This window comes from Pseudoxanthomonas kaohsiungensis, assembly GCF_010211765.1.
GTDB lineage: Bacteria > Pseudomonadota > Gammaproteobacteria > Xanthomonadales > Xanthomonadaceae > Pseudoxanthomonas > Pseudoxanthomonas kaohsiungensis.
The window spans coordinates 1-17,455 of the sequence record NZ_PDWO01000008.1; the positions used below are offsets into that span (position 1 = coordinate 1).

General features: G+C 72.2%; 16 protein-coding genes and 1 tRNA gene. 10 read left to right on the forward strand and 7 right to left on the reverse strand.

Annotated features, from left to right (window positions below; translation table 11 throughout):
* Positions 1-108: 108 nt before the first annotated feature.
* Positions 109-447, reverse strand: coding sequence for a transposase (locus tag CSC66_RS09745; protein WP_162377207.1), 339 nt, complete (start codon positions 445-447; stop codon positions 109-111).
* Positions 448-982: 535 nt separating this feature from the next.
* Positions 983-1,075, reverse strand: a tRNA-Ser gene (locus tag CSC66_RS09750).
* Between the two features lie 156 nt (positions 1,076-1,231).
* Here CSC66_RS09750 and dnaX point away from each other — a divergent pair.
* From dnaX to CSC66_RS09770, 4 genes are all read left to right on the forward strand, one after another.
* Complete coding sequence (dnaX, locus tag CSC66_RS09755) at positions 1,232-3,253, forward strand: DNA polymerase III subunit gamma/tau (RefSeq protein WP_162377208.1); 2,022 nt, start codon at positions 1,232-1,234, stop codon at positions 3,251-3,253.
* Between the two features lie 4 nt (positions 3,254-3,257).
* The gene (locus CSC66_RS09760; RefSeq protein ID WP_162377209.1) at positions 3,258-3,584 is read left to right on the forward strand and encodes a YbaB/EbfC family nucleoid-associated protein; all 327 of its coding nucleotides are present in this window, start codon (positions 3,258-3,260) and stop codon (positions 3,582-3,584) included.
* 100 nt (positions 3,585-3,684) lie between these two features.
* Positions 3,685-4,281: a recombination mediator RecR gene (recR, locus tag CSC66_RS09765; RefSeq protein ID WP_162377210.1), complete on the forward strand. Its 597-nt coding sequence runs from the start codon at positions 3,685-3,687 to the stop codon at positions 4,279-4,281.
* A gap of 508 nt (positions 4,282-4,789) precedes the next feature.
* The gene (locus CSC66_RS09770; RefSeq protein WP_162377211.1) at positions 4,790-5,140 is read left to right on the forward strand and encodes a histidine triad nucleotide-binding protein; all 351 of its coding nucleotides are present in this window, start codon (positions 4,790-4,792) and stop codon (positions 5,138-5,140) included.
* Between the two features lie 407 nt (positions 5,141-5,547).
* On the opposite strand, the gene CSC66_RS09775 is transcribed toward CSC66_RS09770, so the two are convergent.
* From CSC66_RS09775 to CSC66_RS09790, 4 genes are read right to left on the reverse strand one after another with little or no spacing between them, the layout of a single operon-like run.
* Complete coding sequence (locus CSC66_RS09775) at positions 5,548-6,096, reverse strand: Slp family lipoprotein (RefSeq protein WP_162377212.1); 549 nt, start codon at positions 6,094-6,096, stop codon at positions 5,548-5,550.
* A gap of 16 nt (positions 6,097-6,112) precedes the next feature.
* Positions 6,113-8,083, reverse strand: a complete 1,971-nt coding sequence (locus tag CSC66_RS09780; protein WP_162377213.1) for a transglutaminase TgpA family protein — start codon at positions 8,081-8,083, stop codon at positions 6,113-6,115.
* The gene (locus CSC66_RS09785) at positions 8,080-9,036 is read right to left on the reverse strand and encodes a DUF58 domain-containing protein (RefSeq protein ID WP_162377214.1); all 957 of its coding nucleotides are present in this window, start codon (positions 9,034-9,036) and stop codon (positions 8,080-8,082) included. The genes CSC66_RS09780 and CSC66_RS09785 overlap by 4 nt, the downstream gene beginning before the upstream one ends.
* Positions 9,036-9,992 (reverse strand): AAA family ATPase, encoded by a 957-nt coding sequence (locus CSC66_RS09790; RefSeq protein ID WP_162377215.1) that lies wholly within the window; start codon positions 9,990-9,992, stop codon positions 9,036-9,038. Before CSC66_RS09790 ends, CSC66_RS09785 begins: the two co-directional genes overlap by 1 nt.
* Positions 9,993-10,039: 47 nt before the next feature.
* Here CSC66_RS09790 and CSC66_RS09795 point away from each other — a divergent pair, with 47 nt between their 5' ends.
* Genes CSC66_RS09795 through CSC66_RS09805 form a run of 3 tightly spaced genes read left to right on the forward strand, consistent with a single transcriptional unit; the run spans position 10,040 to position 14,834 of the window.
* Positions 10,040-11,905, forward strand: coding sequence for an ArnT family glycosyltransferase (locus tag CSC66_RS09795; protein WP_162377216.1), 1,866 nt, complete (start codon positions 10,040-10,042; stop codon positions 11,903-11,905).
* Positions 11,906-11,939: 34 nt separating this feature from the next.
* Positions 11,940-12,974: a glycosyltransferase family 2 protein gene (locus CSC66_RS09800; RefSeq protein WP_162377217.1), complete on the forward strand. Its 1,035-nt coding sequence runs from the start codon at positions 11,940-11,942 to the stop codon at positions 12,972-12,974.
* Positions 12,975-14,834, forward strand: coding sequence for a glycosyltransferase 87 family protein (locus CSC66_RS09805; RefSeq protein ID WP_162377218.1), 1,860 nt, complete (start codon positions 12,975-12,977; stop codon positions 14,832-14,834). It abuts the gene before it with no gap.
* 7 nt (positions 14,835-14,841) lie between these two features.
* Here CSC66_RS09805 and CSC66_RS09810 read toward each other — a convergent pair whose 3' ends face one another.
* Positions 14,842-15,408, reverse strand: coding sequence for a Maf family protein (locus tag CSC66_RS09810; protein WP_162377219.1), 567 nt, complete (start codon positions 15,406-15,408; stop codon positions 14,842-14,844).
* Positions 15,409-15,527: 119 nt separating this feature from the next.
* On the opposite strand from CSC66_RS09810, the gene CSC66_RS09815 reads away from it, so the two are divergent.
* The 3 genes from CSC66_RS09815 to CSC66_RS09825 all read left to right on the forward strand — a co-directional run bounded on the left by CSC66_RS09815 (position 15,528) and on the right by CSC66_RS09825 (position 17,409).
* Entirely contained in the window at positions 15,528-16,049 is a 522-nt protein-coding gene (locus CSC66_RS09815) for a YceD family protein (protein WP_162377220.1), read from the forward strand.
* Positions 16,050-16,146: 97 nt separating this feature from the next.
* Positions 16,147-16,341, forward strand: coding sequence for a 50S ribosomal protein L32 (gene rpmF, locus CSC66_RS09820; protein ID WP_162377221.1), 195 nt, complete (start codon positions 16,147-16,149; stop codon positions 16,339-16,341).
* An 87-nt stretch (positions 16,342-16,428) separates the two neighbouring features.
* Entirely contained in the window at positions 16,429-17,409 is a 981-nt protein-coding gene (locus CSC66_RS09825) for a beta-ketoacyl-ACP synthase III (RefSeq protein ID WP_162377222.1), read from the forward strand.
* The last annotated feature ends 46 nt before the right edge of the window (positions 17,410-17,455 follow it).

Genomic DNA, 17,455 nt, shown 5'->3' on the forward strand with positions numbered 1-17,455 from the left:
GGATGACCGCCGCCAGCCGCGCGTCAGATTGCGAGCGGGCACTGGGAATACGGCCTTGCCAGGCATGGAAGCCGCTGCGCGACACGCCCAGCGCCCGGCATAAAGCGCTCACCGGGTAGGCCGCTTGCTGGGCCTGGATCCAGGCGTACCGCGCGTCGGTGCGTTCGCGAAGTACGCCTCGGCTTTTTTTAGGATCTCAAGCTCCTGCTCGGCCCGCGCCAGGGCGCGTCGCAATCGCATCAGTTCGGCCTGCTCGGGCGAGCGTCGGCCAGACCCAGGAAATGCCTCCTGCTCGCCGTGGGCCTGCACCGCCTGGCTCCACTTGTACAGGCGGTTGCGCGGCACGCCCAGCTCCCGCGACAGCTGCGCAATGGGCTTGTCGCCTACCTGCATCTGCCGCACCGCTTCCCGCTTGAACTCGGCCGTGAACTGCTGACGCTTGACCATCGAACACCTCCGGGACCATTGTCCCCTTTATCGGGTGTCCGAATTAGCCGGGGCACTCCAGGTTTATTTAGTGGCTTTGTCGGATAGGGGGCGGCTTCACGGCCGCCCCTCAATCGCGCATCCACGGGAACCACCCGATCCTTCCTCCTGACGAGCCTTGTGACTGGTCGAGAGATGGAGCTGACCCAAGTATGCCCGATAAGCCTTCCATGGCTCGTTGAGCAAGCTCGGGGTCAGGTTCCGATGTGGCGGACGGAGAGAGGGGGATGCACCGCGGCGCTTCGTGTCTGTCCCTTCGGTGCGACAGCTTCGCCGTGTCCACCCGCTGCGCGGGTGGGTGAACCGGGCGGGGCAGGTCGGCTGTGCGAGAGGGGGATTCACTGCGGCGCTACGCGCCTTGCCCCTTCGGGGCGACGGCTTCGCCGTCGTGTCCACCTGCTGCGCAGGTGGTCGAACCCGCTGGGGTTCGAATCAAGCTCACCTCTCTCCGCCAGATAAGCAAAAGGGCCCCCTTGCGGGAGCCCTTTCGCGTATCTGGCGGAGAGAGGGGGATTCGAACCCCCGAAGCGCGGTTTAGACGCTTACACACTTTCCAGGCGTGCTCCTTCAACCACTCGGACACCTCTCCGGAACCTGGGCCGGGCTCGCTCGGAGCCCGGTCAGGGGCGCGAATTCTAGCGCCCGCGGGCACTTGCCACAAGCGCGGGGGCGGTGCCGGCGCAGGTTGGGCCGAGGTTCGTGGCCGCCGTGGCACAATGCCGGTCCTGGTCGAAACGGTCCTCCGATGTCCTACCTGGTCCTGGCCCGAAAGTGGCGCCCGAAGCGGTTTTCCGAGCTGGTCGGGCAGGAACATGTCGTGCGCGCGCTGGGCAACGCCCTGGACACCGGGCGGGTCCACCACGCCTTCCTGTTCACCGGCACCCGCGGGGTGGGCAAGACCACCATCGCCCGGATCTTCGCCAAGTCGCTGAACTGCGAGAAGGGCACCAGCGCCGAGCCGTGCGGGGTCTGCGCGGCCTGCATGGACATCGACGCCGGGCGCTACATCGACCTGCTGGAGATCGACGCGGCCTCCAACACCGGCGTGGACGATGTCCGCGAGGTGATCGAGAACGCGCAGTACATGCCCTCGCGCGGGCAGTACAAGGTCTACCTGATCGACGAAGTGCACATGCTGTCCAAGGCGGCGTTCAACGCGCTGCTCAAGACCCTGGAGGAGCCGCCGGGGCACGTGAAGTTCCTGCTGGCCACCACCGACCCGCAGAAGCTGCCGGTGACGGTGCTGTCGCGCTGCCTGCAGTTCAACCTCAAGCGGCTGGACGAGGGCCAGATCGAAGGCCAGATGACCAGGATCCTGGCCGCCGAGGCGATCGAGGCCGATGCCGGGGCGATCCGGCAGCTGGCGCGGGCCGCCGACGGCAGCCTGCGCGACGGGCTGTCGCTGCTGGACCAGGCCATCGCCTATGCCGGCGGGGCGCTGCGCGAGGACGTGGTCGGGACCATGCTCGGCAGCGTCGACCGCACCCAGGTCGCCGCGCTGCTCGATGCGCTGGCCGACGGGGACGGCGACCGGCTGATGGCCACGGTCGAGACCCTGGCCGGGTTCGCCCCGGATTGGGGCAACGTGCTCGACGCGCTGGCCGAGGCGCTGCACCGGATCCAGGTCAGGCAGCTGGTGCCCGGCGCGGTGCGCGAGGACGAGGGTATAGATGTCGCGGCCTATGCCGGCCGCGTCCGCCCGGAGGTGGTCCAGCTCTGGTACCAGATGGCGGTCAACGGCCGCCGCGACCTGGAACTGGCGCCGGCGCCGCGGGTGGGGTTCGAGATGAGCGTGCTGCGGATGCTGGCGTTCCGGCCGGAGGGCGAGGCTGGTGCGCCGGTTGGCGGGCCGGGTGCGGGGGCGGGTGCGGGTGCGGGTGCCCAGGCCGCCGCGGGCAGCAAGGTGGCGGTGTCGCCACAGGCGGCCGCGACCGTCGCGCCTGCCGCGGTCGCTGCGACTCCGCCCAACGAGCCTGCACGGGATGCCGCGACGCCGAAGGCCGCGGCCCGGCCGGTCGCCGATGCGTCCGATCCGCCGCCGTGGGAGGTGCCGTCGGCGCCGCGTGCTGCGGCGGCTGCGGCTCCGGAGGCGGCGCGTCCGGCCACCGGCCATGCACTGCCGGCCGCCGCGCAGGCGCTGGACCACGGCATCGTGATGCCGGCGCGCGCACCCGGCGCCGCGGCGCCAGTGATGGCGGACACCGCCACGGCGTCGCCGGCTGGCGTGGCGGCGAACGCATCGGTAAACGAATCGGCCAACAGGACAGCCGACACGACCGCCCACGCATTGGCGAGCACCCCGGCGAACGCGCCGACCAGCACGAACCTGGCCTCGAACGAGACGCCCCGTGCGTCCCGCCCCGGCGCGACCATCGACGACGCCGAGGACTGGCTGCGGCGCGTGGCCGCCTGCGACCTGCGCGGCCCGGCACGCGAACTGGCCGCGCACACCGCCTTCGTCTCGCATGCCGACGGCGTGCTGACCCTGGTGCTGGCGCCGGGCTTCGAATACCTGCGCACCGAGCGCTCGATCGGGGCGCTGGCCGCGGCGCTGGCCGCTTCGCTCGGCGCCGAACCTCAGGTGGTGATCCAGACCGGCGAGGCGGTCCAGGCCGAGACCCTCAACGCGCGCCGCGACCGCGAGCGCGACTCGCGCCAGAGCGCGGCCGAGGCGGCCTTCCTCAATGATCCGGCGGTCAAGCGCCTGGTCGAACAGCACGGCGCCCACGTGGTGCCCGATTCCATCCGACCCGTAGACGAGAACTGACGAAATGCGCGGCAATATCGCCCAGCTGATGCAACAGGCGCAGAAGATGCAGGAGAACCTGCAGCGCGCCCAGGAAGAACTGGCCCAGCTCGAGGTCACCGGCGGCGCCGGCGGCGGCATGGTCAGCGTGACCCTGTCCGGCACCAAGGAGTGCCGCAAGGTGCGCATCGACCCGAGCCTGCTCGCCGAGCCGGACGCGGAGATGATCGAGGACCTGGTGGCGGCGGCGTTCAACGACGCGGCCAACAAGGTCGACACCGAGTCCAAGGCGAAGATGGGCGCGGCCACCGCCGGCATGCCGATCCCGCCGGGGATGAAGCTGCCGTTCTGACCTGCGCGCGGGCGCGTGCGGTCGCGGGGGCCGGCCATGCCGGTGCCCGCGCCGGGATCGCCGCCCGCCCGCGCCCTCGCCATCCAGGCCCGCATCGCCCATGTCCGTCCTGCTCGAACAGCTGATCGAGGCCTTCCGCGTGCTGCCGGGCGTCGGTCGCAAGACCGCCCAGCGCATGGCCTACCACGTGCTCGAACGCGGCCGCGACGGCGGCCGCCAGCTGGCGCAGGTCCTGGCCGAGGCGGTGGAGAAGATCGGCCACTGCACCCAGTGCCGCGACTTCAGCGAAAGCGAGGTGTGCGCGACCTGCGCCAGCAGCGGCCGCGACCGCCAGCAGCTGTGCGTGGTCGAGTCGCCGGCCGACCGCCTGGCGATCGAGACCGCTACCGGCTACCGCGGGCTGTACTACGTGCTGCAGGGCCGGCTGTCGCCGCTGGACGGGATCGGCCCGCGCGAGCTGGGCCTGGATGCGCTGGCATCGCGGCTGGCCGCCGGCGAGGTCACCGAACTGATCGTGGCCACCAGCGCCACCGTGGAAGGCGAGGCGACCGCGCACTACCTGGCCCAGCTGGCGCGCCAGCACGGCGCCCGCCCGAGCCGGCTGGCCCAAGGCCTGCCGCTGGGCGGCGAACTGGAATACGTCGACCGCGGCACCCTCTCGCACGCCTTCGGCACCCGCGGCGAAATGCCGCTGTAGGCGCCGGTCCGGCGACATCGCGCACGCACGCGGTGATGGTCCGGATGCATCGCCGACTTGGGACGCCTCTCTTTCTGTAGGAGCCGATTCATCGGCGACGCGAGGGCGGTCGGGGCCCAACGTTCAACGTCGCCCTGATCAAGGCCCTCGCGTCGCCCATAAGGATGGGCTCCTACAAACGGGGCAGCGCCGTTGCGACTGGCGACTGGCCGCTTTCTGTAGGGCCGATCTTATCGGCGACCCGAGGCTGGCCGGGACGCCGCGTTCAACGTCGCCCCATCCAGGCCCTCGTGTCGCCCATGAGGATGGGCTCCTACAATGGGGCAGTGGCGTTCGATGCCGTCCACGCGTGACGGCCGCTTTCTGTAGGGCCGATCTTATCGGCGACCCGAGGCTGGCCGGGACGCCGCGTTCAACGTCGCCCCATCCAGGCCCTCGTGTCGCCCATGAGGATGGGCTCCTACAATGGGGCACAGGCTTCTCCGCCATCGCGAGTACCGGGCATCCCATGAACGACACCCTCTTCGGCAAGATCATCCGCCGCGAAATTCCCGCCACCGTCGTCTACGAGAACGACGACATCCTCGGCTTCAAGGACATCGCCCCGCAGGCGCCGGTGCACGTGCTGTTCGTGCCCAAGGGCGAGGTGATCCCGACCCTCGACGACGCCACGCCGGACCAGGCCGGACTGCTCGGCCGGCTGATGCTGGCCGCTGCCGAGTACGCGCGGCGCGAGGGCCTGGCGAAGGACGGTTACCGGGTGGTGATGAACTGCCGCGACCACGGCGGCCAGACCGTGTACCACGTGCACCTGCACCTGCTCGCCGGCGCGCCGCTGGGCCACTTCGGCGCCGCCTGAGCGGCGCGCGACATTGCGTTTTGTAGGAGCCCATCTTCATGGGCGACGCGAGGGCCTGGATGGGGCGACGCGAGGGCCTGGATGGGGCGACGTTGAACGTCGCGTCCCTGCCGCCCTCGGGTCGCCGATGAATCGGCTCCTACAAAGGCAGCCATGCGGGGCGTCGTATCGGCGCTCTTTTTTTTGTAGGAGCCCATCCTCATGGGCGACGCGAGGGCCTTGATGGAGCGACGTTGAACGCTGCTGCGCCGACCGCCCTCGGGTCGCCGATGAATCGGCTCCTACAAAAAGCCATACGTCGCGGCTGCAGGTCGCCGGCGAATGGGGTGCCACGTCGTCACCGGCCAACAAAAAACGCCGCCCGGGGGGCGGCGTTCTCGCATGCGTTCGTGCTGCGGGCACCGGGCTTACCAGCCCCAGTAGCCCCAGCGGCCCCACGGGCCGCCCCATGGACCCCATGGGCCCCACGGTCCCCAGGGACCCCACGGGTCGGCGACGACGCGCACTTCGCTGACCACCGGCCACAGGTAGACCACGTCGGCGGCGACCATCGGCAGGCGGTAGTCGTACTCGCCGATGCGCACGGTCTCGGTGCTCTGCACGCGACCGACGAAGGTCACGTCGCGGCCGGTGGTGAAGATCGCCGGGTCGTAGAAGCCGGCGCGGCAGGCGACGAAGCGGCCCTGGCCGGCGTCGGCGCTGTCGCTGTCCGGGCGGCCGGTGGCGTTGAGCGGGGTGGCGACCACCTGGAAGCAGGTGCCGTCGGGCCCGGGCTTGGTCTCGACGATGCGGCCGCCCCAGCGCACGGCGGCGCCGATCTGCTGGCCGGCGACGGCCTGCTTGGGGGTGACGGCGAGGAAATTGCCCTGCAGCGGTTGCGGTGCGGTGGCACAGGCGCCGAGCAGCGCGACCGCCGCGAGCGCGAGGACGACGGTGAAGGGATTGCGGACAGACATGGCAGCCTCCGAAGGTTCAGGGGCGGTGCCGCCGCAGGTCTTCCACCAGCTGGCGTGTTCCCCCGTTGAGGCCAGCGTAGCGCGCATCGGCGAAACGTTGGCTGAGCGCGAGCAGGATCTGGCCCGTCCGCGGGTGCGCCGCGCTGACCCGTTCAGCCCAGGCCAGCGCCGGTTCGTGCGGGGCGCGGCCCAGGCCCAGGCGCGCGTAGCGGCGGCCGAGCCGGTGCCAGGCGCGCAGCAGCGGGTCGCGTTCGCGCTCGCCGCGGGCCAGCAGCCAGACCATGCCGGCCAGCGCCAGCGCGGCGGCGGCGGTGAACAGCAGCAGCAACTGCGAGGGCTCGAGCCGGTGCAGGCCCAGCGGGCTCAGCAGCTCCTGCTGGCGGCGCGCGTCGAAGCCGAGCACCAGGTCGTTCCAGCCGCGGCGCAGCCAGTCGGTGAGGTCGCCGATGCCGTCCAGGCGCAGCATGCCCAGGTCGCCGCCGGCACTGCCGGCGCGCTGCTCCAGGGTGTCGTAGATGCGTTCGGGCGCGACCGCGGCGGTCGGATCCACCCGCACCCAGCCGCGGCCGTCGAGCCAGACCTCGACCCAGGCATGCGCATCCATGCGTCGCACGATCCAGTAGTCGCCGAACGGATTGCGGTAGCCGCCGGTGTAGCCGGTGACCACCCGCGCGGGAATGCCGGCCGAGCGCATCAGCACGGTGAAGGCCGAGCTGAAGTGCTCGCAGTAGCCGCGGCGGGTGTCGAACAGGAACTCGTCGACCGCGTTGCGCCCGGGCAGGCCGGTGTCGAGCGTGTAGATGAAGTCGCCGCGGATCATGTCCAGCGCGCGGTCGATGATGGCCTGGTCGTTGCTGCCGGCTTCGGCGCGCCACTGCCGGCCGAGCGCGCGGGTGCGCGGATCGTGGTCGGGCGGCAGCGCCAGCGCGCGCTGGCGCACCAGCGCGCGCAGCTGCGGCTCGAAGCGCAGCGGCGCGGCCGATTGCAGCTGCCAACGGGTCGGCCCGGACAGGGTCTGCAGCGTTTCCAGGCTGGCCCCGTGCAACGCGCGCGTACCGTCGGGCGCGTCGATGGCCAGGTCCAGTGCCGGCAGGTCGCGGCGGTCGGTCGCCTCCAGGTCGAGCTGGTAGCGCCATTGCACCGGCCCGGGCTCCACCGCCGGCACCGGCAGCGATTCCAGCCAGCGGTTGCGGGTCCAGGTGCGGCCGTCGTAGTCGAGCAGCACCGGCCCGCGCCAGTACATCTGCTCCAGCCGCGGCGCCGGGCCCTGGAACTGCACGCGCATCGCCGGGGTGTCGTCGGCCATCAGGTCCAGCCAGCCGCCGGGGCTCATGCTGTCGGACAGGCCCGGGGTGGCGATGGCGCGCTCGGGCACGCCCCACAGCGGCGAGGCCAGGCGCGGGAACAGCCAGAACGCGATCAGCGCCAGGGGAACGCCGATCGCCACCAGCCGGCCGATCGTGCCCAGCCGCTCCCGCAGCGGCGACGGCGGCACCGCTGCTTCCAGGTCGGCCAGGCGTTGCAGGGTGAGCAGGCCGGCCAGCACCGCGGCCAGCGCCAGGCCCATCACCAGCGGTCCCTGGTCGAGCAGGAACGCGGCGAACGGGGCGAACAGGGCGAAGCCGACCAGGCTGCGCGCGTCGCGCAGGCTGCGCAGTTCGGCCGGCTTGATCGCCAGCATCGCCGCCAGCAGGGCGCTGCCGGTGTCGCGTCCCAGGCGCGTGCCCATGACCGCGACCACCGCCAGGACCACCGCCAGCGCCAGCACGCCGCGCAGCCAGCCGGGCAGGGGCCGGCGCCAGGCGAGCAGGGCCACCACCGGCGCGAGCACGCCGAAGCCGGCGCCCAGCTGCGGCGGCAGGGTCAGCAGCAGCGGCAGCAGGGCCAGGCCGGCCGCGGCCAGCGCCCAGGCACGGCTGCCGCCATCGAGCAGCACCGGCTGCGGGTCGGCCGGAAGCGGAGGCGGGATGGGCGCGGGGCGGCTCATGCGTCGGGCAGCAGCGCCAGCGCGCGCAGGCAGGCGTGGTGGTGCTCCAGGCCGCGGCCGGGGCCGAGCTGGGGCTGGCCGGGCAGGCGCAGGCGGTAGCGGCGGCCTTCGCGTTCGGCCAGGTCGACCCAGGCGGCCAGGCGCGAGATGCGCGCCTCGTAGGGCAGCGCGCGCAATGCGTTCCAGTCGAGCAGGACGTCCTGCTGCAGCGCGCGCTCGTACTCGCGCACCACCAGGCTGTCGCGGCGCGCGCTGTGCTTCCAGGCGATCGCGCGCGGCGCATCGCCGCTGCGATACGCGCGCAGCTGGTGCGGTTCTTCGCCCAGCGGATGCACGCGGCTGTGTTCGCTGTCGCCGCCGCTGTCGGGCAGCGGCGGCGGATGGGCCTCGGCGCGCGGATAGACCAGCAGTTGCTGCCGCGGCCAGATCCGCGTCCATGCGCGCGCCAGGCCGAGCGGCTGGGTGGTCGACAGGCGCAGGCGCCCGGGCTCGAGCCAGCCACGCCGGCGGGTCGGCACCGGCAGGGTCAGCTCGGCGGTGCCGTCCTCGCCGGTGCCGGTGAAGGCGCTGGCGCCGTCGAGGTCGCCGCGCAACCCGCGCCGGCGGCGGCCGTCGCGGGCGGCCAGCGACAGCCGCAGCCACAGCAGCTCGCCGGCGGCCACCGGCTCGGCCGACAGCGCCTCCGCCTGCAGTCCCGACAGCTGCAGGTGGGCGGCGATCAGGCTCGCCAGTCCGGACGCGCCCAGCAGCAGGGCCAGCATCAGCGCGGGGTTGTTGTTGTAGTTGAGCGCGCCGAGCACCATCGCCAGCACCAGCACGCCATAGAACAGGCCGAAGGCGGTGGGCAGCACGTAGATGCGGCGGCGGCCGATCCGCACCGGCATCCGTTCCGGCGCGCGCGGGCGCTCGAACGCCTGCAGCCGGCGGCGCAGGTCGCGCAAGGCCTGCCGCATCAGTCCACCGGGACCGCGTGCAGCACCGCCTTGGCCAGCGCCGCGCCACTGCCGGCCTCGGCCTCGCCGACCAGGCGGTGCCCGGCCACGGCGATGAACAGCGCCTGCACGTCTTCCGGCAGCACGTGCGCGCGCCCCAGCAACAGCGCATAGGCGCGCGCGGCGCGCAGCAGGGCCAGACCGGCGCGCGGCGACAGGCCCACGCGCACGCCGGGCAGCTGGCGGCTGCGCGCCAGCAGCGCCTGCACGTAGCCGACCAGCGCCTCGCTGGCGTGGACCTGCTCGGCGGCCCGGCGCAGCGCCTGCACCTCGCCGTCGCCGAGCACCGGCACCGCCTGGGCGATCAGTTCGCGGCGGTCGGCGCCGGTGAGCAGCGCGCGTTCGGATTCGGCGTTGGGGTAGCCGAGCGAGAAGCGCAGCAGGAACCGGTCCAGCTGCGAGTCGGGCAGCGGGAAGGTGCCGGACAGGTCGACCGGGTTCTGGGTGGCGATCACGAAGAACGGATCGGGCAGCGGGTGGGTGGTGCCGTCGACGGTGACCTGCTGTTCGGCCATCGCTTCCAGCAGCGCGCTCTGCGTGCGCGGCGGCGCGCGGTTGATCTCGTCGGCCAGTAGTACCTGGGTGAACACCGGGCCGGGATGGAACTGGAACTGGCGCGAGCCGGCCTCGTAGACCGACACGCCGAGCACGTCGGCCGGCAGCAGGTCGGAGGTGAACTGGATGCGCTGGAAGCCCAGTCCCACCGTCGCCGCCAGCGCGTGCGCGAGCGTGGTCTTGCCCAGGCCCGGCAGGTCCTCGATCAGGACGTGGCCGCCGGCCAGCAGCGCGACGAAGGCCAGCCGCACTTCCTGCGGCTTGCCCAGCACCAGTGCGTTGACCTGGCGCTGGGCCTGTGACAGCGAGCCGCGCAGTGCGTCGGTTAGGATGGGGGCCGATGCTTCCGCGGTGCGCGTCATCGTCTGGAAAGTCCCTGGGGTTTCGAACCTGGAGTGTAGCGGTAGAGATGGAGGCTGAGCAGCGCGCGCGTCGCGCCTTCTTCTTCTGGTGGACGCTGGCCTGTGCGCTCAAGCTCGCGGTGGCGGCGCGCTTGCCGCTGTTCGTCGACGAGGCCTTCTACTGGCAGGAAGGCAGGCACCTGGCGTCGGCCTATTCCGACCTGCCGGGCATGACCGCGTGGCTGGTCCGGCTGGGGACCGCGCTGGGCGGCGAGAACGCGCTCGCGGTGCGCCTGCCGTTCCTGGTGATCGGTGCGCTGGTGCCGTGGTGGGTGGCGCGGATCGGGCGGCGCTGGTTCGGCGCGATCCATGGCTGGCGCGCCGGCACCCTGGCGGTGCTGCTGCCGCTGGTGGGCACGCTGGGCGTGCTGGCGCTGCCGGACGTACCGATGGCGCTGGCCACCGTGCTGTGCCTGCACGCCGGTGCGCGGATGCTGCAGGAGCCCACCCCGTTCACCGCGGTGGAGCTGGCCTTCGGCCTGGCGCTGGGTGCGTTGAGCCATTACCGCTTCGCCGGGGTGGTCGTGGTCGGCGCGATGGTGATGCTGTGGCTGCCGCAGGGCCGGCGCCTGCTGCGCGATCCGCGCGCCCTGGTGGCGGTGGCGGTGGGCCTGCTGGCTTGGCTGCCGCTGCTGTTCTGGAACCTGGAGAACGGCGAGGCCGGCCTGCGCTTCCAGCTGGTGGAGCGACATCCCTGGACGCTGCATGCCGGCGGCCTGGCGTTCGTGCCGCTGCAGGCGCTGCTGGTCACGCCGCTGCTGGCCTGGGCGATGCTGCAGGCCGGCTGGCTCACGGGCTGGAAGCGGCGGCCAGTGCGTCCACAATGGCGCTTCCTGGCGCTGTTCGGCACGCTGGTGCTGGGCGGCATCTTCCTGCTGGGGTTCGTCACCGACAGCGAGCGCGTCAGCTTCCACTGGCCGGTGCCTGCCTACCTGGCGCTGCTGCCGGCCGCGGCGATGCTGATCGGCGGCTGGCCGCGGCTCTGGCGGCGCCTGACCTGGGCGAGCGTGGCGCTGGGCCTGTGCGCCGCCCTGGCATGGCTGTCGATGGTGGCTTCGCCGTCGCTGCGCCAGGCCAGCGCCGGCTCCAAGCATTATCCGCGCAATTTCTCCGGCTGGGACGCGCTGGCCCGCGCGGTACGCGAGGAACTGGAAACGATGCCGGCCGGTACGCGCCTGCTGGCCGACGATTTCAAGGTCGGGGCCCAGCTCGGCTTCCTGCTCGGCGACCCCGACATCGAGGTGCTCGACCACCCGCTCAACCATGCGCACGGCCGCGCGCCGCAGTTGCAGTTGTGGGGATTGCAGCGCGATGCGGCGCCGCAGGCGCAGACCCTGCTGGTGCTGGCGCCGGGCGATGTTTCCTTCCGCCACCTGCTGCGCCGCTACCATGCGCTGTGCAGGCGGCTGGGCCCGCTGCCGCCGGCGCGCAGCGTGCTGGTCGACCATGGCGCGCAGCGCTTCCTGCTGCTGCGGTTGCCGGCGCGCGAACAGCCGCCGGCCGGAACGGAATCCTGCGTCACCCCGGCCCTGGCCTGGATCGACGCGCCGCTGCCGGACCAGGTGCGGCCTCCGAGGTTCCAGGTCGACGGCTGGGCGTTCAAGAACGGCGTCGGGCTGGCGCGGGTGGAGGTCCTGCTCGATGGCGCGGTGGTCGCCGAAGCCGACTACGGATCGGCATTCAACGTCCGCGGACATTTCCCGGAGTCGCGCGATCCCCACCAGCCGCACGTCGGCTTCCGCGCCGAGATCGACCTGCCGGCCAGCCAGGCTGGGCGGCGCTGGCTTGGCCTGCGCCTGCACGGCGCCGATGGCAGCGTCGAGGACTGGCCGGCGCAGCCTGTGCGGATCGTCGAGGACGGCGGCGGCGGGTAACATGCGCGCCCAGTCCATGGCGGAACGGAACAGCATGCAAGGCACCCGATACGATCGATCCCGCGATGGCGGCCCGGCCGGGCCGTTGCAGGTCGCGCTGCTGGTGCCTTGCCACAACGAGGCGGCGACCGTGGCGGCGGTCGTCGCGGCATTCCGCGCCAGCCTCCCGGCGGCGGACTGCCACGTCTTCGACAACCGTTCCGACGACGGCACCGGCGCGATCGCGCAGGCGGCCGGCGCGCAGGTGCATGCGGTCGCCTTGCGCGGCAAGGGCAACGTGATCCGCCGCGCCTTCGCCGACATCGAAGCCGACGTCTACGTGATGGTCGATGGCGACGCGACCTACGACGCGGCGGCGGCCCCGATGCTGGTGCAGCGGTTGCTGGACCAGGGCCTGGACATGGTGGTCGGTGCGCGCGTCGACCAGGGTCCGGCCGCGTACCGCGCCGGCCACCGTTTCGGCAACCGGCTGCTCACGCGTTGCGTCGGCCTGCTGTTCGGCGACAGCTTCGACGACATGCTGTCCGGCTACCGGGTGTTCTCGCGCCGCTACGTGAAGTCGTTCCCCGCGCACGCGGCCGGCTTCGAGATCGAGACCGAGCTGGCGGTGCATGCGTTGCAGCTGCGGATGCCGGTGGCGGAGTTGCCGACCGCGTACGGTGCGCGACCGGAGGGCTCTGCCAGCAAGCTCAACACCTACCGCGACGGCGCACGCATCCTCGCCACCATCCTGCGCCTGTTCAAGGCCGAGCGGCCGCTGCTGTTCTTCTCGCTCGGCGCCGGCGCCAGCCTGCTGCTGTCGGTGCTGCTGGCCATCCCGCTGTTCGTGACCTACATCGAGACCGGCCTGGTGCCGCGCTTCCCCACCGCGATCCTGTGCTCGGCGCTGGTGCTGCTGTCGGCTGTGCTGCTGGCCTGCGGCCTGATCCTGGATACCGTCACCCGCGGCCGGATCGAGGCCAAGCGCCTGGCCTACCTCGCGATCCCGGCCACGCACGGCGCACTGCCGGCCCGTGGCGAGGCGGAGCAGGGGGCCGTGGCCGTGCCGGCCGGCGAAGGGGTGCGCTGAGTGGCGTGGCTGCGCGATGTGGCCGCGCGCACGTCCGCGCGCCTGGTTCCGCTGGGCGCGCGCCTGCGCGCGCGCTTCGGCTTCGGCACCCGCCGCGGCGTCGCCAACGCGACGGTGGCGGTGTCGCTGCTGTGCGCGTTGCTGTCGCTGCTGCGTGGCCAGGATGCGAACTGGGACCTGCGCAACTACCACGTCTACAACGCCTGGGCGCTGCTCGAAGGGCGGCTCGGCATCGACCTGGCGCCGGCGCAGATGCAGAGCTACTTCGTGCCGCTGCTGGACGTGCCGTACTTCCTGCTCGTGCAGCACGCGCCGGCACCGCTGGCCGGGGTCCTGCTGGGCCTGCTGCACGGCCTGGCGTTCCTGCCGGTGGCCTGGATCGCCTGGCGCGCGCTGGCCACCGATCCGCGACGCGACTGGCTCGCGCCGCTGCTGGCGCTGGCGGGGCTGGCCAGCGCCGCGTTCCTGTCCGAACTGGGCAACACGATGGGCGATGCGAGCACCGCCGCGCTGGTGCTCGGCGCCCTGGCGCTGGCAGCGCCGCGCGCCGATGGCCGATGGCGCAGCGGCCCGATCGCGCTGGCCGGCGTGCTGCTGGGCATGGCGGTGGCGTTGAAGCTGACCAATGCGATCTACGCGGTGGCGCTTGGCGTGGCCATGCTGGCGCCGGTACAGCCATGGCGCGCGCGGCTGCGGATGGCCACGTGGCTGACCTTGGTGGCGCTGGCCACGTTCGCGGTCCTGGCCGGGCCGTGGCTCTACCGGGTGTGGAGCGCGTTCGGCAATCCGCTGTTCCCGCAGTTCAATGCCTGGTTCCAGGCGCCGCTGGCGGCACCGGTGGCAGTCGCCGACACGCGCTGGCTGCCGCAGGGCTGGGGCGAGGCGCTGCTGCGGCCGCTGCTGTTCACCGCCAATCCGTACCTGGTCAGCGAAATTGCGCTGCTGCAGGTGGTGTGGGCGCTGCTGTACGTGGCGGCGATCGGCGCGCTGGTGCGTTGGGCACTGGTGCGGCGCGATGGGCGGGCGGTTGCGCCTGCGGCCGAGGCGGCGGTGCGGCGCATGCTTGCGGTGTTCTTCGCCGTGGCGTTCGTGGTGTGGCTGGCGATGTTCAGCATCCACCGCTACCTCGTGGTGCTGGAGCTGCTGGCGCCGCTGGTGTTGTGGCTGCTGCTCCATTACCTGCTGCCGGCACGCGCGGCCGCGCGTGGCGCGGCCGTGGCGATCGTGCTGGCCTCGCTGGTCGCGCTGGCGGGGTGGAACGACTGGGGGCACGCCGGCTGGTCGCGCACCGCCTTCCGCGTGCAGGCCCCGCCCGGCCCAGCGGTCGGCACGGTGCTGCTGGTGGGCGGCGAGCCGCAGGCCTGGCGCATCCCGTACCTGCCGCCGGGTCCGGCCTATGCGTCGGTGGGTTCCAATTTCCCGGAATCGCCGGCCTATGCGGCGCGGATCGGAGAGCTGGTGCGCGGCGGGAGCGGAGGCATCGCCGCGATCCTGCCGGTGGCGGTGGACCGGCGCGCCGACAGCATCGACCGTCGCAACCTCTGGGCCGGGCGGTTGGGGCTCGATGCCGGCGACTGCCCGCTGCTGCGCCGGCTCGCCGGGCGCAGCCGCAGCCTGCAGCTGATCGAGCCCGCGCAGTCGCCCAGTGGCCGCTGCCGGCTGGCGCCGGCGGCCGATCGCGTGCTGGCCACGGACCGGGCCAATGAAGCGATCGTGGCCGATGCGGCGCCGGTGCTGGCGCGCTACGGGCTGCAGCTGGATCCGGCGGCCTGCGTCCAGCGCGAGAGCTGGATCGGCACGCAGCCGCATCCGTACCGCTGGTGCCCGCTGGTCGTCGTGGCGCCGGGCGCCGGCGGTTGAAGCCGGCTCAGGGCACCGCGTAGCCGGCCTGGCGCAGCAGCCCGGCCAGCGCGATCAGCGGCAAGCCGACCAGGGCGGTCGGGTCATGGGTCTCGATCGCCTCGAACAGGGCGATTCCCAGGCCCTCGCACTTGAAGCTGCCGGCGCAGTCGAACGGCTGCTCGGCATCGACGTAACGCTCGATTTCCGCGGCGGCAAGCGCGCGAAAGCGGACCCGGGTGGTGTCGACCGCGGCCAGTTCGTGGTCGCCTCGGCGCAGGCAGACCGCGGTGTGGAACTGCACGCTGCGCCCGCCCATCGCGGCGAGCTGGGCGAGGGCGGCCTCGCGTCCCCCCGGCTTGCCGAGGATCCGGCCGTCCAGGTCGGCGGCCTGGTCCGAGCCGATTACCCAGGCCCCGGGATGGCGGGCGGCCACCGCGTCGGCCTTGGCCCGGGCCAGGCGGCGGACCAGCTGGCCGGGGCTCTCGCCCCGGAGCGGGGTCTCGTCGACCTCCGGGCGGGCGGTTTCGAACGGCAGCCGCAATCGCTGCAGCAGCTCGCGCCGGTAGGGGGAGGTGGAGGCCAGGATCAGCATGGACGGGGCACCGGCGGGGCAGGCCAGTGTCGGCCCGGGCCGGCGCGGCGGCAATGCTGTATGGCGGCCGGTTGCCTGGTTTGACAGGTCGCGGCCGGATCCTTAACATTCAGCGGCTTATGTCCGCAGGTGCGTCCGTCGTGCAGCTTCCCGAAACACTGGATGCCTGGCGCATGGTCGCTGCGAGACGGCAGTTCGAGGGGGCCTTGCCGCTGTCGGCGATGTCCCGGCTCGGCGGCAGTCTTGCCGACAGCGAAGGCGAATGCCGCTTCGCGCTGGAGTTCGGCCAGGATGCGCTGCAGGTGCCCTACGTCGAGCTGTCGATCGAAGCAGGCCTGCCGCTGGTGTGCCAGCGCAGCCTGGAGCGGTTCGTGTTCCCGGTGAAGACCGTGCAGCGGCTCGGCCTGATCCGCGACGAGGCCGACGAGGCCGCGTTGCCGCCCGGGTACGAGGCGCTGCTGGTGCCGGAGGACGGCCTGCTGCGGCCGGCCGACCTGGTCGAGGACGAACTGGTCCTGGCCGTGCCGGTGGTGCCGTTGGCGCCGGACGCCGCACCGGTCGACCGGACCTGGTCGGCGGGCGAAGAGGAAATGCAGGCGGCCAGCCCGTTCGCGGCGCTGGCATCGCTGAAGAAGAAGTAGACGGCCGCGCCGCCGCCGAAGGCGCCCTGGAATAACACCGGCGGGTGGCTTGCAGGTCCCACAAGAACACGCAATCTAACGAGTTTGGAGCAATCCCATGGCTGTGCAGAAATCCCGTGTCACCCCGTCCCGCCGTGGCCAGCGCCGTTCGCACGACGCGCTGACGGCCAAGCAGCTGGCGACCGACCCGACCACGGGCGAGACCCACCTGCGCCACCACGTCACCGCCGACGGCTACTACCGCGGCAAGAAGGTCATCGCCACCAAGTCTTCGGTCGTCGAAGAAGACTGAGCGTGACCGGCGGCGCGCGCTGCCGGCGCGCGCCGCGCCTGCGTTACTGAACATCCCGGCTCCGCGGAGCCTCCAGCGGGAACGCGCATGAGCGAGCGGATCTATTCGCGCATCGCCGGAACCGGCAGCTACCTGCCGGAGAAGGTGGTGACCAACGACGACCTGGCCAAGGTGGTCGACACCAGCGACGAATGGATCCACTCGCGCACCGGCATCCGCGAACGGCGCGTGGCCGCCGAAGGCCAGACCACCAGCGACCTGGGCTACCAGGCCGCGCTGAAGGCGATCGAGGCCGCCTGCATCGCCGCCGACGAGATCGACCTGATCGTGGTCGGCACGACCACGCCCGACTATGTGTTCCCGTCCACCGCCTGCCTGATCCAGCAGAAGCTGGGCGTGGCCGGCTGCGCGGCGTTCGACGTCAATGCGGCCTGCTCGGGCTTCGTGTTCGCGCTGAGCGTGGCCGACAAGTTCGTGCGCACCGGCACCTCGAAGACCGTGCTGGTGGTCGGGGTCGAGACCCTGACGCGGATGGTGGACTGGACCGACCGCACCACCTGCGTGCTGTTCGGCGATGGCGCCGGCGCGGTGGTGCTCAAGGCCGACGCCGAAACCGGCATCCTGTCCACGCACCTGCACGCCGACGGCAGCAAGAAGGACCTGTTGCGCTGCCCGGTGGGCGTGTCCGCCGGCTTCAGCGAGAACGAGCCCAATGCCGGCGTGCGCATCCAGATGGCCGGCAACGACGTGTTCAAGCACGCGGTCAAGGCGCTGGATTCGGTGGTCGACGAGACCCTCGAGGCCAACGGCCTGGACAAGCACGACCTGGACTGGCTGATCCCGCACCAGGCCAACCTGCGCATCATCGAGGCCACCGCCAAGCGGCTGGACATGCCGATGGAACGCGTCATCGTCACCGTCGACCGCCATGGCAACACGTCGGCCGGCTCGGTGCCGCTGGCGCTGGACGAAGCGGTGCGTTCCGGGCGCGTGCAGCGCGGCCAGCTGCTGCTGCTGGAAGCGTTCGGCGGTGGTTTCACCTGGGGTTCGGCGCTGCTGCGCTACTGAGTCGCGCGCGACCGCTCCGGTCGCCGCCTGGTGTGTTCCGGAAGGT

What these genes read in the sequence shown, in the direction of transcription:
- CSC66_RS09745 (WP_162377207.1), bottom strand. Translation starts at nt 447, where the DNA reads ATGGTCAAGCGTCAGCAGTTCACGGCCGAGTTCAAGCGGGAAGCGGTG.
- dnaX (WP_162377208.1), top strand. Translation starts at nt 1,232, where the DNA reads ATGTCCTACCTGGTCCTGGCCCGAAAGTGGCGCCCGAAGCGGTTTTCC.
- CSC66_RS09760 (WP_162377209.1), top strand. Translation starts at nt 3,258, where the DNA reads ATGCGCGGCAATATCGCCCAGCTGATGCAACAGGCGCAGAAGATGCAG.
- recR (WP_162377210.1), top strand. Translation starts at nt 3,685, where the DNA reads ATGTCCGTCCTGCTCGAACAGCTGATCGAGGCCTTCCGCGTGCTGCCG.
- CSC66_RS09770 (WP_162377211.1), top strand. Translation starts at nt 4,790, where the DNA reads ATGAACGACACCCTCTTCGGCAAGATCATCCGCCGCGAAATTCCCGCC.
- CSC66_RS09775 (WP_162377212.1), bottom strand. Translation starts at nt 6,096, where the DNA reads ATGTCTGTCCGCAATCCCTTCACCGTCGTCCTCGCGCTCGCGGCGGTC.
- CSC66_RS09780 (WP_162377213.1), bottom strand. Translation starts at nt 8,083, where the DNA reads ATGAGCCGCCCCGCGCCCATCCCGCCTCCGCTTCCGGCCGACCCGCAG.
- CSC66_RS09785 (WP_162377214.1), bottom strand. Translation starts at nt 9,036, where the DNA reads ATGCGGCAGGCCTTGCGCGACCTGCGCCGCCGGCTGCAGGCGTTCGAG.
- CSC66_RS09790 (WP_162377215.1), bottom strand. Translation starts at nt 9,992, where the DNA reads ATGACGCGCACCGCGGAAGCATCGGCCCCCATCCTAACCGACGCACTG.
- CSC66_RS09795 (WP_162377216.1), top strand. Translation starts at nt 10,040, where the DNA reads ATGGAGGCTGAGCAGCGCGCGCGTCGCGCCTTCTTCTTCTGGTGGACG.
- CSC66_RS09800 (WP_162377217.1), top strand. Translation starts at nt 11,940, where the DNA reads ATGCAAGGCACCCGATACGATCGATCCCGCGATGGCGGCCCGGCCGGG.
- CSC66_RS09810 (WP_162377219.1), bottom strand. Translation starts at nt 15,408, where the DNA reads ATGCTGATCCTGGCCTCCACCTCCCCCTACCGGCGCGAGCTGCTGCAG.
- CSC66_RS09815 (WP_162377220.1), top strand. Translation starts at nt 15,528, where the DNA reads ATGTCCGCAGGTGCGTCCGTCGTGCAGCTTCCCGAAACACTGGATGCC.
- rpmF (WP_162377221.1), top strand. Translation starts at nt 16,147, where the DNA reads ATGGCTGTGCAGAAATCCCGTGTCACCCCGTCCCGCCGTGGCCAGCGC.
- CSC66_RS09825 (WP_162377222.1), top strand. Translation starts at nt 16,429, where the DNA reads ATGAGCGAGCGGATCTATTCGCGCATCGCCGGAACCGGCAGCTACCTG.